Here is a 13,180-nt window from a genome sequence, read left to right as displayed (position 1 = left end):
CAGAAGCAACCCAGGCCCAACATCGACTTGAACGCGCCCTTCAGGTCACGCCAGCACGCAGCAGCACGCTCACGGCGCTGTCGAAATGTTCGGACATGGCGGCCTCGGCGCGGCTGGCATCCTGCGCCATGATCGCGGTTGCGATCCGTTCATGGCATTTGATGTTGTCGCGGCGGTTCTGGTGCGTTGCACGCGAACGCCATCCGATGGCCCAGGTCTGTCGCGTGATGATCCAGAAACTGTCGACGAGCATGGAATAGAGATGATTGCCAGAGGCCTTTGCAATCAGAGAATGAAAACGGATGTCCAGTTCCATGAGGTCCGTATGCCCCCCCTCGAGGGCGGCAAACATGCGGGTGGTGATGTCCAGCAGCTCTGTCGCCTCGGCGTCGCTGCGACGCATCGCAGCCAGGCCAACGGTGCGCATCTCCAGCGTCCTGCGCACATCCAGCACCTGCTGAATGCTCAATCCCCGGCTATAGGTCGCGTGGTCGAGAACGAGGCTCAGGGCCGAGGCATCGGGCAAGGCCACCCGCGCCTTGCGCGAGCCGCCGATATTGAGAATCCGCAGCGTGGCCAGTCCGCGCAGCGCTTCACGCGTCACGGGTCGGGACACGCCCAGATGTTCGGCAAGAGCGGCCTCTGACGGCAAAGCGTCGCCGGGGCGCAGGCCCTGCGCGCGGATCAGGTCGCGAATGCGCTTCATGGCCATTTCGGCCAGCCCGGGCTCGCCGGATATGGGATTTGTCATGCGGTGCCTCCCTTCGGCGTTGGTTGCGGTGATTCCCGCCAGTGAAGGGCGAAATCTGGTTTCTAAGTGGATTCTGCAACCGTATTGTCTGACAATCCATCGGAAATTGTCACCAAATGTAGCCACCTTCCAACTCGACAGATAGGCATTGCCGTGACGAACGCTACCGGCCTGACCGGACGCGCAGGGAGGACATCTGACGTGAAGATCACCGCCATTCGTACCTATCGTGCGGAGGAATTCGCCAACGTGCTTTGGGTCCACGTGGAAACCGATGCCGGGATTACCGGGCTTGGCGAAACCTTCTACGGGGCCGAAGCCTGCGAGGCGCACATCCACAACACGCTTGCCGTGCGGCTGTTGGGGCAGAACCCTATGAACATCGAGGCGCTGCACAAGGAAATGGTCAGCCTGCCCAACGCGCAGGCCAGTACGGGCGTCGAATATCGCGCCGCCTCGGCCGTCGACATCGCGCTGTGGGACATCTTTGGCAAGGTGGCAGGGCAGCCGGTGCATGTGATGCTCGGCGGACAGTCGTGGGACAAGATCCGCGTCTACAACACCTGCGCGGGCACCCGCTATGTGCGCACCAACAAGATCAAGCCGGTCGACACATGGAACCGGGACGAGGGCCAGTACGAGGACCTCGACGCCTTCATGACCGATGCGGGGGCGCTGGCCGAGGACCTGCTGGACAAGGGCATCACCGCGATGAAGATCTGGCCCTTCGATCCGCCCGCGATCGAGAACAAGGGCATGTTCATCACCGCGGACCAGATGAAGACGGCGGTGAAGCCCTTCGAGCAGATCCGCAAGGCTGTTGGCGACCGGATGGAGATCATGGTCGAGCTGCATTGCCTGTGGAACCTGCCCGTGGCCAAGGACATCGCGCGCGTGCTGGAGGACTACCAACCGCGCTGGTACGAGGACCCAATCCGCATGAACAACGCGCAGGCGCTGGCGGAATTCGCGGCCTCGACCTCGGTCTGGACCTGCGCGTCGGAAACGCTGGGCTCGCGCTTTGCCTACAAGGAGTTCCTCGACCGGGACGCTGCGCATGTGGTCATGGCGGACCTGTGCTGGACCGGGGGCCTGACCGAGGGGCGCAAGATCGCAGCCATGGCCGACACCTACCACCGCCCCTTTGCGCCGCATGACTGCATCGGCCCCGTGGGCTTTGCTGCCGCGATCCACATGTCCTTCAGCCAGCCCAACACGCTCATCCAGGAATCGGTTCGCGCCTTCTACAACGGCTGGTATCGCGAGCTGGTGACCGAGGTGCCGCGCATCGAGGGGGGCTACGTCTACCCGATGGACGGCCCCGGCCTGGGCACCGAGCTGCGCCCGGAATTCTTTGACCGCGGCGATCTGACAACACGCATTTCGGAGGTTTCATGAGCCATCCCCTGTTCGATCTGACCGGCAAGACCGCCCTCATCACCGGCTCTTCGCGTGGTCTGGGCCGGGCCTTTGCCGAAGGCCTCGCGCAAGCCGGGGCGCGCATTGTCCTGAATGGCGTCAACCAAGAACGGCTTGAGGCCGCCGCGCAGGAGATGCGCGACGAGGGCTACGACGTGCTGACAGCGGCCTTCGACGTGGCGGACGAGGCGGCGATCGTCGCGGCCTTCGAGACGCTGGATGCGGAGGGCATCGACGTCGACATCCTCGTCAACAACGCCGGCATCCAGTTCCGCAAGCCGATGCTGGAACTCGAGACCGCCGATTGGCGCCGCGTCCTCGACATCAATCTGACCGCTGCCTTCGTCGTCGGGCGCGAGGCCGCGAAACGCATGGCCAAGCGGGGCAGGGGCAAGGTGATCAACATCGGCTCGCTCACCTCGGAACTGGCCCGCGCGAAGGTGGCGCCCTACACGGTCGCCAAGGGCGGCATCAAGATGCTGACCAAGGCGATGGCGGCGGAGTGGGGCGAATTGGGCATCCAGTCCAACGCCATCGGACCGGGCTACATGGTCACTGACATGAACGAGGCGCTGCTGTCGAACCCCGACTTCGACGCCTGGGTCAAGGGACGCACCCCGATGCGCCGCTGGGGCCTGCCCGAGGAACTGGCGGGCACCTGCATCTACCTCGCCTCGGATGCGTCGAACTACGTGTCTGGCCAGATCATCTATGCCGATGGCGGCATGATTTCGGTGCTGTGACCATGATGAAAATCGTTTTTTACGGGGCCAACGCCGCGACGTTTGAACCCGGCCTGTCGGCGCAACTCGACATGCCGCACGAGATCACCGTGATTTCCGACGCGGTCGACGGCGCGGGTGAGGCAGAGGCGCTTGCCGGTGCCGACGTGGTCGTCGGTGTGCATTACAACGGCAAAGGCGTGCAGGCCGCCCGGCTGTTCCAACTGCCCGCCGCGGGCTACGACAAGGTCGACATGGACGCGCTGCCCGATGGCTGTGCTGTCTGTAACGCCTTTGGCCACGAAAATGCCATCGCGGAATACGTGATGACGGCGCTCCTGTCGCGGCATGTGCCGCTGGACGATGCGGACACACGGCTGCGGCGCGGCGACTGGCACTATTGGGCGGGCGGCCCGGACGGGCTGCGCACCGAACTGGGCCAGCAGAGCATCGGCATCGTCGGGCATGGCCATATCGGCAAGGCGGTCAAGGATCGCGCGCTGGCCTTCGGCATGACGGTGCATGTGGCGAACCGCTCGCCCGTAGCGGACAGCCGCGTGACGGCGCATAGTCTGGATAGCCTTGCAGAGATGATGGGGCAGGTCGACTTCGTCCTGAACACCCTGCCGCTGACCGACGCCACGGCCAGTCTGATCGGCACGACTGAACTGGCCGCGATGCGGGACGGTGCGGTCATCATGAATGTCGGGCGCGGGCCGGTGATCGACGAGGATGCGCTGTTCGCGGCCGTCAAGGACGGTCGTCTGGGTGCGATCCTCGACACCTGGTACGTCTACCCATCGGCAGAGACCCCAAACCCGATGCCGTCGAAACACCCGTTCCACACCCTGCCCAACGTGACGATCACGCCGCATATGTCCGGTTGGACCACCGGCACCATCGCGCGCCGCACCGCCACCGTGGCGGAGAACGTCAACCGGCTGGCGCGGGGCGAGAACCTGATCAACGTGATCAAGGCGCCGAAACCATGAAGGCGGTGGTCATTCATGCAGAGCGGGATCTGCGCGTCGAGTCCATGGCGCCCGCCCCGCAGCCCGGCGCGGGCGAGGTGCAGGTGCGCGTGGCGAACGGCGGGATTTGCGGATCCGACCTGCATTACTACCTGCATGGCGGCTTCGGCGCGATCCGCGTCCGCGAGCCTATGGCCCTTGGGCACGAAGTATCCGGTGTGATCTCTGCGCTGGGGGAAGGCGTCGAGGGGCTGGCCATCGGAGAGAAGGTGGCCGTGAACCCGTCTCGCCCCTGCACCCGGTGCGACTACTGCCTGCGCGGCCAGCCGAACCAGTGCCTCGACATGCGCTTCAACGGCTCGGCCATGCGAATGCCGCATGAACAGGGTCTCTTCCGCGAGGCGCTAACCCTGCCTGCGACGCTGGTGGAAAGATTCGCGCCCGAGGCGGACCTCGCCTTTGCGGCCATGACCGAGCCGCTGGCCGTCTGCCTGCACGCGGTGCGGCAAGCCGGGTCGCTGGTTGGCAAGACGGTTCTGGTATCGGGCTCCGGCCCCATCGGTTGCCTGACGATGGCCGCCGCACGGCTGGCCGGGGCGACGCGGATCATCGCGACCGACATTTCCGACACGCCGCTTGGGGTGGCCCGGGCCATGGGCGCAGATGAGACGATCAACCTTGTCACCACGCCGGACGGGCTGCAGCCGCTTCAGCGGGACAAGGGCCAGATCGACGTCGGATTTGAATGTTCTGGCGCGCCGCAGGCGCTTGGCGGGCTTTTGACCGCGACTAGCGCCGGCGGCACGGTGGTCCTGGTCGGCATGGGCGGCGAAGCCCCCCTGCCGCTGCAACTGACGGTCGCCAAGGAACTGACCCTGCGCGGCGCATTCCGCTTTCACGAGGAATTCGCCACCGCCGCCCGCTTCATTTCCGAGGGACGCATCGACCTCGCCCCGCTCTTGACCGGCGTCCACGACGCCGATGACGCCGTCGCGGCCTTTGACCTGGCCGCGGACAAGTCCCGCGCCATGAAGGTGCAAATTCGTTTCTCGGGCGCCTGACGCGCCCGGATCAACCCAGAGGGAGGAGACCCCAATGACGTTCAAGACACTTCTCACCAGTGCGCTGGCCCTTGGCCTTGCGACCATGGCCGCCAATGCGCAGGATTACAGCTTCCGCTTCCAGTCCTCGGACCCGGCGGGCAACCCGAACTTCGAGTTCCAGCAAGGCTGGACCGAAACGCTCAAGGAGATGAGCGATGGCAACGTCGTCGTCGAGTTGCTGCCCGTGGGCTCCATCGTCGACTACAAGGAAACCCAGGACGCGGTTGGCGCCGGCATCATTGACGGCCACATCACCGACACCTCCTATTTTGCGGGCAAGGACCCGGCCTTTGGCCTGATCGCCAACCCGGTTGGCGCCTGGTCCGACCCGGCCGAGATGATCGACTTTGTCGAGAACGGCGGTGGCGCAGAGCTGATGAACGAGCTGCTGAACCCCTACGGCCTCGAATTCATCGGCGTGTCGACACCCGGGCTTGAGGCCTTCGTGTCCAAGGTGCCGCTGGATGGCGTGGCCGACCTTGAGGGTCTGAAGGTACGCAACCCCGAAGGTCTGATCGCCAATGTCTTCCGCGCAGCGGGTGCCGCGCCGGTGAACCTGCCCGCGTCCGAGGTCTATACCTCGCTCGACAAGGGCGTGATCGACGCGGCGGACTATTCCGTCTTTTCGGTCAACCAGGAGGTTGGCATGAACGATGTGGCGACGCACCCGGTCTATCCCGGTTTCCACTCCCTGCCGCTGGTCGAGGTGTCGATGAACAAGGCCAAGTGGGATGCGCTGCCCGAAGACGTGCAGGAGACGTTCCGGGCGTCGATCAAGGAATTCCAGCAGACCCAGGTCAACGCCCTGAAAGAGCGTGACCTTGCCGCGATCGAGGCGGCCAAGGCCTCGGGCGATGTGACGATCCACGACTGGCCCGCCGAAGAGCGCGCCAAGTTCCGCGGCATCGCGCGCGGCGAATGGGAAAAGGTCGCAAGCCAGTCCGAGATGGCGCAGAAGGTCTATGACAGCCTGAACGCTTACCTGGAATCCAAAGGCCTGATCCAGTGAACCGGATCGGGGCGGGCGGCACTGCCCGCCCCGTGAACTCGGAGGGGGGAAAGATATGAGCGATCTGTCCAGGCGCGCGGCACCCGAAGCGGGCCGCCTCGGGCGCATCATCGACAAAGGCGGTTACCTGTTCGCGGCGGGCATCGTGCTGGCCGCGGCCATCCTGCTGCTCGAGGTCTTCCTGCGCTACGTGTTCAACAGCCCGACGCTGTGGGCGCATGAGACCACGACGTTCCTTTGCGGTCTGGCCTTCCTCTATGGCGGGCTGTTTTGTGTCGCACGCAACAGCCACATCCGCGTGGTTCTGATCTATGACGCCATTGGTCCGCGCGCCAAGCGGTGGTTGAACGTCGCCATTTCCATCCTGTCGCTGATCGCCTCGGGCTTTTTCGCCTTTGCCTGCTGGATCATGGTCTCCAAGGCCTTCTGGACGCCAACCGGCGCGTTCCGCATGGAAACCTCCGGCTCTGCCTGGAACCCGCCGACACCGGCACTGGTCAAGGGGTTCCTGCTGCTCATGCTCATCGCCATGGCGGTCCAGTTCCTCATCCTTGCCTTTCACTACCTGCGCGCGCCTGTCGATGGCGCCCCGGAGACCGACGCATGAGTGCCCTTCTCGATTTCGCCGCCATCGGCATCGGGCCGCTGACCCTGTGGATGTTCGGCCTGATGATCGCGCTGCTCCTGACGGGCATGCCGCTCGCCTTTGTCACGCTGCTGGTCGCGCTGGTCTTTGCCCTCCTGGGGTATGGCACCATGGCGGTGCCGATCATCACCTCGCGGATCTACACCTTTGTCGAGAGTTTCGTCTTTGTCTCGGTGCCCATGTTCGTGCTCATGGCCGCGCTGCTGGACCGATCCGGCATCGCGCGGGACCTGTTCGACGCGATGAAGCTGATCGGCGGCCGGTTGCGCGGCGGGGTGGCGGTTCAGACGATCTTTGTCGCAGTGGTACTGGCCGCGATGTCCGGGATCATCGGTGGCGAAATCGTCCTGCTGGGCATGATCGCGCTGCCTCAGATGCTGCGGCAGGGCTATGACCGCAAGCTCGCCATCGGCGTGGTCTGCGCGGGCGGCTCGTTGGGCACGATGGTGCCGCCGTCCATCGTGCTGATCATCTACGGTCTGACGGCCAATGTTTCGATCGGGGACCTCTTCACCGCGGCCTTCATCCCCGGCTTCATGCTGGCGATGTTCTACGTGATCTATATTCTCGTGCTGTCCTACAGCAGACCGAACATCGCGCCGCCGCCCGATCCCGTGCCGATCCCGAGTGCGGAAAAGATCAAGCTGCTCAAAGGGCTGATCCTGCCGCTGCTGGTCGTCTTCTTCGTGCTGGGCTCGATCTATGCCGGGATTGCGTCCGTGACCGAAGCCTCCGCCGTGGGCGTCGGTGGCGTGCTGCTGTCGACCGTCCTGCGGGGCGAGTTCTCGTTTGCCATGCTGCGCGACAGCGCGATGCAAACGCTGGCCACCGTCGGCATGATCGTCTGGATCGGGATCGGGGCGACCGCGCTCGTGGGGGTCTACAACCTGATGGGGGGGATCCGCTTCATCTCGGAGCTGATGACAGGTATTTCCGACAATCCGACGGTCATCGTGCTGGTGATGATGGCGATCCTCTTCGTGCTGGGGGCCTTCCTCGACTGGGTGGGGATCGCGCTTCTGACGATGCCGATCTTCGTGCCGATCATCAAGACGCTCGGCCTAGATCCGGTGTGGTTCGGCGTGCTCTTCGCCATGAACATGCAGGTCAGCTTCCTGTCGCCGCCCTTCGGCCCGGCGGCCTTCTACCTGAAGTCGGTCGCGCCGCCAGACATATCGCTGGGCGAGATCTTTCGGTCGTTGCTGCCCTTCATCGCGCTGCAAGTCCTGGCGGTTGGCCTGCTGGTCGCCTTCCCGGGGATCACCGGACGCTGACAGTTGCTTGGCCCCCTGAAACTGGAAGACAAACGGGACACAGACCACCGTCGATGGCACGCGAAATGTATTACGCGACTGAAGGTTCGTTCGATCTGATTGTCCAGCCGCTGTTTGCCGCCCGTGCCAATGCGGCCGGGCGGCGCGACCTGTCGAAATCGAGGCGGCCCAATCCTTGGTCGGACTCCACAGTGTGACGATGGATGATAGCGCCGTGCGTCTCGGGCGATCCCGCATGGCTTTGACGCCAAACGGGGTTGCGCAAGGATGCGCAACAAACAGCCTGTCACGGCGCTTGCACCGCAAAGGACTGCGCGATGCAATGAACGTGGGCGAGATCTGCGCGGTGGGGCGGCTGGATGGGCAAGGCTGGTCGGTGCGGATGTCTTCGGGGCACAGATTGAGCTTGGGGGTCCGTACTGTCACTACCTCGACGCGGTCGGCACCTTGATCTGGGCACCGCTTGGGGTTGGCCACATATTCGCACCGACTGGCAGGAGCGCGATCCGCTCCGTTCCCACCAGCGCCCTGCAAGATAGTGCTGCCGTAACGGATGCAGCGTCGACGGCCGTCGAGGTCCTGACCAAAGATCGTCTCCATCTGCTCGATAAGGTCGACCTCATAGGGGCCCGACATCGGCAACCGGAAGGGAATGTTCTCGTGCAACCCGGGGAGCGATGCTTCTTGTAGGTCACCCTGCCGGCATTCCCCCCTCGAGCCCGTCAAATGCGTACCAAGTCGCCGGGAACTTGCATTTCCGCAACGTTCCGCGCCGCGCCTCCGGATAAACTCTTCTCAACGCGCAGACATACCGAGAAGGAATGAGAAAATGCTTACGAGAAGAGCCGCATTGATGGGCGCAGCCGGGGTTGCCTCGCTTCCGATCCTGGCCAAGGCTGCGCATGCAGAGACTGTGGCGGCCCCGCTTGCGGCCCCTGCGGACCTGTCGAGCCTCACCCGCATCAAGCGCAAGCTGATCGCGCCGCCCTTCGTGCACGACCACGAACAGGTTGCGCCCGGCGCACCCCGCATCGTCGAATTCGAGATGAAGATCGCCGAAAAGGAGATCGAGGTCGACGACGGGGCCTATCTGCAGGGCATGACCTTTGACGGGTCGATCCCCGGTCCGATGATGGTGGTGCACGAAGGGGACTACGTCGAGCTGACCCTGATCAACCCCGAAGACAACATGCTGCCGCACAACATCGATTTCCATGCCGCGACAGGGGCTTTGGGTGGTGGCGCGCTGACTCATGTGAACCCGGGCGAAAAGACCATCCTGCGGTTCAAGGCGACGCGTCCGGGTACCTTTGTCTATCACTGCGCACCGGGCGGCCCCATGATCCCGTGGCACGTCGCTTCGGGCATGGCGGGGACGATCATGGTGCTGCCGCGTGACGGGCTGAAAGACCACGAGGGAAACCCGGTCAGCTACGACCGCGTCTACTATATCGGCGAGAACGAGTTCTACCTTCCGAAGGACGAGAACGGCGACTACAAGCGCTTTGCCGATGTTGGCGAAAGCTATGCCGACACGCTTGAGGTGATGAACGGGCTGATCCCTACCCACGTTGTCTTCAACGGCAAGGTCGGCGCGCTGACCGGCGACAACGCGATGACCGCCAATGTCGGTGAGCGGGTGCTGTTCGTCCACAGCCAGGCCAACCGCGACACCCGTCCGCACCTGATCGGCGGGCACGGCGACCTGGTTTGGGAGCACGGCAAGTTCAACAACGTCCCCGACCGCGACATGGAAACCTGGTTCATCCGGGGCGGTTCGGCGGGCGCGGCGCTGTATACCTTCCTGCAACCGGGGGTCTATGCCTACGTGAACCACAACCTGATCGAGGCGGTGAACCTTGGCGCAACCGCACATGTGAAGGTCGAGGGCGACTGGAACAACGACCTGATGGAACAGGTCCTTGCCCCAAGTGATCTGAACGCGATCTGATGCAGCCACAAAGGAAAGACAGGGGGCGGTCGCAGGATGTGACCGCCTCTTTCATTTGAGCGGAGGAACCGATGAAAATCGTTGTTGCAATGGCGGCGGTCGGCGTCGCGTTCGTTTTGGGTATCGCGGCGCGACAGCCGGCAGATCGGCCCTTCGATCCGCCGGAAATGGTGCACGTGGCGACAGGTGAGATCGCGTTTCGCCCGTTGGAAAACTTCTCTCGGTCTGGAAAGACGCGTACGCCGCGGCCGGTGCCGATGACCGTGCAGGGCTTTGACATCATGAAATACCAGGTGACCGGGGCGCAATACGCCGCCTGTGTGGCAGACGAGGCATGTGACCGGGTCCGCACCGTTTCGCCTGACGCCCCGCAGACCGGGGTCAGCTGGCAGGACGCCACCGCCTTTGCCCGCTGGTATGCCAAGCGGACCGGTGCGGACTGGCGGTTGCCCTCCGACGTCGAATGGCAACTGGCTGCAGCGGAACGCTACGGCGACAGCGGACCGGATTACGCGGTTGCCGATCCGGGCGTGCAGATGCTGGCGAGCTATGAAAACGGCGCGACCCTGCGTCGGGATGCCGACCCGAAACTGTATGCCTCCGGTGAGTTCGGGCTGAACTCCAATGGTTTGGCGGATGTGTCAGGCAATGTCTGGGAATGGACGGATGGCTGTATGCAGAGCGGCGAATTGGCGGTGGATGGCACGGTGGCCGAGACGGAACCCTATTGCGGTGTGCGCATCGCCGGAGGCGTGCACCGCGCTGCAGTGATCGATTTTGTCCGCGATGCCAGTGTCGGCGGCTGCGCCGTGGGGCTGCCGCCGGATCACCTTGGCTTCAGGCTGGTGCGTGGGAAATGACCCCCGCTTACGACGCCTGACTGTAGCGGATGCCATCCGGGACATGCGCATCAAAGCCGCTGGCGATGATCCGCGTCAGCGCACGGCCTTCGGGCGCGATGGTCAGCGCATCCTCCGTCACCTCCACCAGATCGCCGAACCGCCCGCTCAACAGCGCGATCTCTGCATCCAGCGTTGCGGCCTGTCCGCCAAAGGCGTCCCGCAGCGCCGCGCGGTCCAGCCGGAACTCGCACATCAGCATCTCGATCGCGCGGGCGCGCAGCAGGTCGTCCGCGGTCATCATGTGGCCGCGCACACCGGCCAGCTGACCGGCCTCGATCCGCTGGACATAGGCGGCGGTGGCGGGTGCGTTCTGGACGTAGCCTGTGGGCAAACGAGAGATCGACGAAGCGCCAAGACCGATCAGCGTCGGGCAAGTATCGTCGACATAGCCTTGGAAATTGCGCCGCAGATGCCCGGTGGCAGCGGCGCGGGCGAGCCCATCACCGGGGCCGGCGAAATGGTCGATCCCGATGGCGGTCATCCCGGCGCCGGTGAACCGTGCAGCGGCAAGCGTCGCCAGCGCGTGACGCGCCTCTTCGGCCGGCAGGGCGTCTTCGGGGATCAGCTTTTGCCGCTTGGACACCCAAGGCACATGCGCATAGCCGAACAGTGCAACGCGCTCGGGGGCAAGCTCCAGCACCTTGGACACGGTATCATCTAGCCGTTCAGCAGTCTGGTGCGGCAGTCCGTAGACGAGGTCGGCGTTCAGGGAGCGAATACCCGCCGCGCGCAGGTCGTCAACGCAGGCCTGCGTGATGTCAAAGGGTTGTTCGCGCCCAATGGCGGCCTGCACCAAAGGGTCGAAGTCTTGAATGCCGATGCTGGCGCGGTTCATGCCCTCGGCAGCCAGTGCAACGATCTTGGGGCGGTCGACCATGGTCGGGTCGATCTCGACCGAGAATTCGCAATCCTCGGAAGGGGGGATCACCGCCCGGACCGCCTGCGCCAGACGGTGGATCATCTCGGGCGGCAGGATCGTCGGCGTGCCGCCACCCCAATGCATCCGCCCCATGCGCAGGCCCTTGGGCAGGATGTCCCTGAGCAGCGCCAGTTCCTGTTCCAGCGCGCCGAGGTAGCTTTCCACCGGGGACAGGGTCTTCGTCCCCTGCGTGCGGCAGGCACAAAACCAGCACAGGCGTTCGCAGAACGGGATGTGCAGGTAGACGGACACCGGCTGGGCCGGGTCCAGCGCCGCCAGCGCGCGGGTTTGCTCGGCGGAGCCTACGCCGGGCGCAAAGACCGGCGCTGTGGGATATGAGGTGTAGCGGGGCACCCGGCTGTCGAACAGGCCAAGGGATCTGAGGCGGTCTAGGTGTTTCATGCGGCCGATATGCGCCTTTTCCGGCGGCGCGACTTTGCGCAGGATCAAGCTTCAGACCGGAAAGGGCGAAACGCCGATCACGAGCTCGTGCAAGTGGAGCATGGCCATCCACACCGACAGGCCGATCGCGCTGCGGACCAGCACGCGGCGCAGGTTGGCGCGTCGCCACGACGGGCAGGTCAACGGTTTCAGCGACAGGAGCGCCGTGTGCGCGAAGATATCCGGTCCAGCCGCGCGCCGCGCCTTTGCATCGAAGGCCGGGATGGCGGCCAGTGCCATGGCGGCAAAGCTGCCGAACAGGATGACATGGGCAAGATCCCCGTTCGGATACAGGTGCGCCCCGGCCCACACCGCCAGCGCAAGGAACAGCGGATGGCGCGAGACGGCGGCAAAGCCGGGCTGCGCGGGATCGAATGTCTTGCCCCCGCCAAGGGTAAAGGGCTGCGCCGCACCGATACCGCAAGCGACAAGCACCAGAGCCACAGGCATCGCGAGGTTCGGAACCCAGCGCGTCCATGGCATTTGCGGCCAAAGCTCCACATAGGGGGCGCGCCCGGCGGCAGCGATCACCCAGACCAGCAAGGCCAGCGAGATCACGCCATAGGCAGCGAAATAGACCCGGCGTCCCACCGCGCCGATCAGCCTCTCTCGCAGGCCGCCGAGGCGCGGCACGAAATGGCTGGCCGCAAAAAGCGCGAGCGCAAGGGTGTATTCGGCCCAGCCGGTCATGCCTCGTCCGCCTCCTTCATCAGTCGCATGATGTGACAGGCAAAGGCGTAGGTCGCCGGGGCACCGATCACCAGACCCCCGGCGGCAGACTGCCACGGCGTCAGCACGGGCCAGCCCAGCCAGGACCCGATCAGCGAGGCAAAGAACAGGTTCACCCCCATCGCCCCCGCGCCGAACGGATAGAGCCCGGCCAGCAGTTTCCATCCGGGTTTCATCGGCGGCTGACCAGCATCTGCACGGCGACCAGCGCCAGTATCAGGGCGACCGATCCGACGAAGAACCAGAATTCGGCCACATCTGTCTGCGGCTGCGGGATGGGCCGGTCGAAAGCGGCCAGCGCAGGGGCGGGGATCAGGGTGGCAAGGATCAAAAGACGTTTCAC

The 13,180-nt window shown here is 64.6% G+C and carries 16 protein-coding genes; 11 read left to right on the top strand and 5 right to left on the bottom strand.

Annotated features, from left to right (window positions below; genetic code table 11):
* Nucleotides 1-40 precede the first annotated feature (40 nt).
* Entirely contained in the window at nucleotides 41-706 is a 666-nt protein-coding gene (locus ACU0DV_RS19295) for a FadR/GntR family transcriptional regulator (protein WP_446269881.1), read from the bottom strand.
* 246 nt (nucleotides 707-952) lie between these two features.
* Here ACU0DV_RS19295 and ACU0DV_RS19290 point away from each other — a divergent pair, with 246 nt between their 5' ends.
* The 11 genes from ACU0DV_RS19290 (at nucleotide 953) to ACU0DV_RS19240 (ending at nucleotide 10,706) form a co-directional block, all read left to right on the top strand.
* A complete protein-coding gene (locus ACU0DV_RS19290) occupies nucleotides 953-2,149 on the top strand; it encodes a mandelate racemase/muconate lactonizing enzyme family protein (protein WP_446269880.1) in 1,197 nt (398 codons plus the stop codon).
* Nucleotides 2,146-2,913 (top strand): SDR family oxidoreductase, encoded by a 768-nt coding sequence (locus tag ACU0DV_RS19285; RefSeq protein WP_283983885.1) that lies wholly within the window; start codon nucleotides 2,146-2,148, stop codon nucleotides 2,911-2,913. Before ACU0DV_RS19290 ends, ACU0DV_RS19285 begins: the two co-directional genes overlap by 4 nt.
* A 2-nt stretch (nucleotides 2,914-2,915) precedes the next feature.
* Entirely contained in the window at nucleotides 2,916-3,884 is a 969-nt protein-coding gene (locus ACU0DV_RS19280; RefSeq protein ID WP_446273563.1) for a 2-hydroxyacid dehydrogenase, read from the top strand.
* The gene (locus ACU0DV_RS19275) at nucleotides 3,881-4,924 is read left to right on the top strand and encodes an L-idonate 5-dehydrogenase (RefSeq protein WP_446269878.1); all 1,044 of its coding nucleotides are present in this window, start codon (nucleotides 3,881-3,883) and stop codon (nucleotides 4,922-4,924) included. The genes ACU0DV_RS19280 and ACU0DV_RS19275 overlap by 4 nt, the downstream gene beginning before the upstream one ends.
* Nucleotides 4,925-4,958: 34 nt before the next feature.
* Nucleotides 4,959-5,975: a TRAP transporter substrate-binding protein gene (locus ACU0DV_RS19270; RefSeq protein WP_446269877.1), complete on the top strand. Its 1,017-nt coding sequence runs from the start codon at nucleotides 4,959-4,961 to the stop codon at nucleotides 5,973-5,975.
* 55 nt (nucleotides 5,976-6,030) lie between these two features.
* Complete coding sequence (locus tag ACU0DV_RS19265) at nucleotides 6,031-6,582, top strand: TRAP transporter small permease subunit (RefSeq protein ID WP_283983882.1); 552 nt, start codon at nucleotides 6,031-6,033, stop codon at nucleotides 6,580-6,582.
* The gene (locus ACU0DV_RS19260) at nucleotides 6,579-7,895 is read left to right on the top strand and encodes a TRAP transporter large permease (protein ID WP_446269876.1); all 1,317 of its coding nucleotides are present in this window, start codon (nucleotides 6,579-6,581) and stop codon (nucleotides 7,893-7,895) included. The genes ACU0DV_RS19265 and ACU0DV_RS19260 overlap by 4 nt, the downstream gene beginning before the upstream one ends.
* Nucleotides 7,896-7,948: 53 nt before the next feature.
* Complete coding sequence (locus ACU0DV_RS19255; protein WP_372530268.1) at nucleotides 7,949-8,092, top strand: hypothetical protein; 144 nt, start codon at nucleotides 7,949-7,951, stop codon at nucleotides 8,090-8,092.
* Between the two features lie 2 nt (nucleotides 8,093-8,094).
* Nucleotides 8,095-8,346 (top strand): FAD:protein FMN transferase, encoded by a 252-nt coding sequence (locus ACU0DV_RS19250; RefSeq protein WP_446273566.1) that lies wholly within the window; start codon nucleotides 8,095-8,097, stop codon nucleotides 8,344-8,346.
* Nucleotides 8,347-8,724: 378 nt separating this feature from the next.
* Nucleotides 8,725-9,846 carry a copper-containing nitrite reductase gene (gene nirK, locus ACU0DV_RS19245; RefSeq protein WP_446269875.1) on the top strand — a complete coding sequence of 374 codons (1,122 nt, stop codon included), beginning with the start codon at nucleotides 8,725-8,727 and terminating at the stop codon, nucleotides 9,844-9,846.
* A gap of 71 nt (nucleotides 9,847-9,917) precedes the next feature.
* Nucleotides 9,918-10,706 (top strand): formylglycine-generating enzyme family protein, encoded by a 789-nt coding sequence (locus tag ACU0DV_RS19240; RefSeq protein ID WP_446269874.1) that lies wholly within the window; start codon nucleotides 9,918-9,920, stop codon nucleotides 10,704-10,706.
* Between the two features lie 7 nt (nucleotides 10,707-10,713).
* Here the strand turns inward: ACU0DV_RS19240 and hemN are convergent, their stop codons facing one another.
* The 4 genes from hemN to ACU0DV_RS19220 are packed head-to-tail and all read right to left on the bottom strand — an operon-like array spanning nucleotide 10,714 to nucleotide 13,180.
* A complete protein-coding gene (gene hemN / locus ACU0DV_RS19235) occupies nucleotides 10,714-12,069 on the bottom strand; it encodes an oxygen-independent coproporphyrinogen III oxidase (protein WP_446269873.1) in 1,356 nt (451 codons plus the stop codon).
* Nucleotides 12,070-12,120: 51 nt separating this feature from the next.
* Nucleotides 12,121-12,798 carry an NnrU family protein gene (locus tag ACU0DV_RS19230; RefSeq protein WP_446269872.1) on the bottom strand — a complete coding sequence of 226 codons (678 nt, stop codon included), beginning with the start codon at nucleotides 12,796-12,798 and terminating at the stop codon, nucleotides 12,121-12,123.
* Nucleotides 12,795-13,013, bottom strand: a complete 219-nt coding sequence (locus ACU0DV_RS19225) for an NnrT protein (protein ID WP_100931298.1) — start codon at nucleotides 13,011-13,013, stop codon at nucleotides 12,795-12,797. Before ACU0DV_RS19225 ends, ACU0DV_RS19230 begins: the two co-directional genes overlap by 4 nt.
* Nucleotides 13,010-13,180 (bottom strand): hypothetical protein, encoded by a 171-nt coding sequence (locus ACU0DV_RS19220; RefSeq protein WP_446269871.1) that lies wholly within the window; start codon nucleotides 13,178-13,180, stop codon nucleotides 13,010-13,012. Before ACU0DV_RS19220 ends, ACU0DV_RS19225 begins: the two co-directional genes overlap by 4 nt.

The sequence above is a fragment of the Sagittula sp. genome (assembly GCF_052825245.1).
This window is presented reverse-complemented; position numbering and strand designations above follow the sequence as displayed.

Bases quoted from the DNA above. Each gene is read 5' to 3' on its own strand.
- ACU0DV_RS19295 (WP_446269881.1), bottom strand. From the start codon at position 706: ATGAAGCGCATTCGCGACCTGATCCGCGCGCAGGGCCTGCGCCCCGGC.
- ACU0DV_RS19285 (WP_283983885.1), top strand. From the start codon at position 2,146: ATGAGCCATCCCCTGTTCGATCTGACCGGCAAGACCGCCCTCATCACC.
- ACU0DV_RS19280 (WP_446273563.1), top strand. From the start codon at position 2,916: ATGATGAAAATCGTTTTTTACGGGGCCAACGCCGCGACGTTTGAACCC.
- ACU0DV_RS19275 (WP_446269878.1), top strand. From the start codon at position 3,881: ATGAAGGCGGTGGTCATTCATGCAGAGCGGGATCTGCGCGTCGAGTCC.
- ACU0DV_RS19270 (WP_446269877.1), top strand. From the start codon at position 4,959: ATGACGTTCAAGACACTTCTCACCAGTGCGCTGGCCCTTGGCCTTGCG.
- ACU0DV_RS19265 (WP_283983882.1), top strand. From the start codon at position 6,031: ATGAGCGATCTGTCCAGGCGCGCGGCACCCGAAGCGGGCCGCCTCGGG.
- ACU0DV_RS19260 (WP_446269876.1), top strand. From the start codon at position 6,579: ATGAGTGCCCTTCTCGATTTCGCCGCCATCGGCATCGGGCCGCTGACC.
- ACU0DV_RS19255 (WP_372530268.1), top strand. From the start codon at position 7,949: ATGGCACGCGAAATGTATTACGCGACTGAAGGTTCGTTCGATCTGATT.
- ACU0DV_RS19250 (WP_446273566.1), top strand. From the start codon at position 8,095: ATGGATGATAGCGCCGTGCGTCTCGGGCGATCCCGCATGGCTTTGACG.
- nirK (WP_446269875.1), top strand. From the start codon at position 8,725: ATGCTTACGAGAAGAGCCGCATTGATGGGCGCAGCCGGGGTTGCCTCG.
- ACU0DV_RS19240 (WP_446269874.1), top strand. From the start codon at position 9,918: ATGAAAATCGTTGTTGCAATGGCGGCGGTCGGCGTCGCGTTCGTTTTG.
- hemN (WP_446269873.1), bottom strand. From the start codon at position 12,069: ATGAAACACCTAGACCGCCTCAGATCCCTTGGCCTGTTCGACAGCCGG.
- ACU0DV_RS19230 (WP_446269872.1), bottom strand. From the start codon at position 12,798: ATGACCGGCTGGGCCGAATACACCCTTGCGCTCGCGCTTTTTGCGGCC.
- ACU0DV_RS19225 (WP_100931298.1), bottom strand. From the start codon at position 13,013: ATGAAACCCGGATGGAAACTGCTGGCCGGGCTCTATCCGTTCGGCGCG.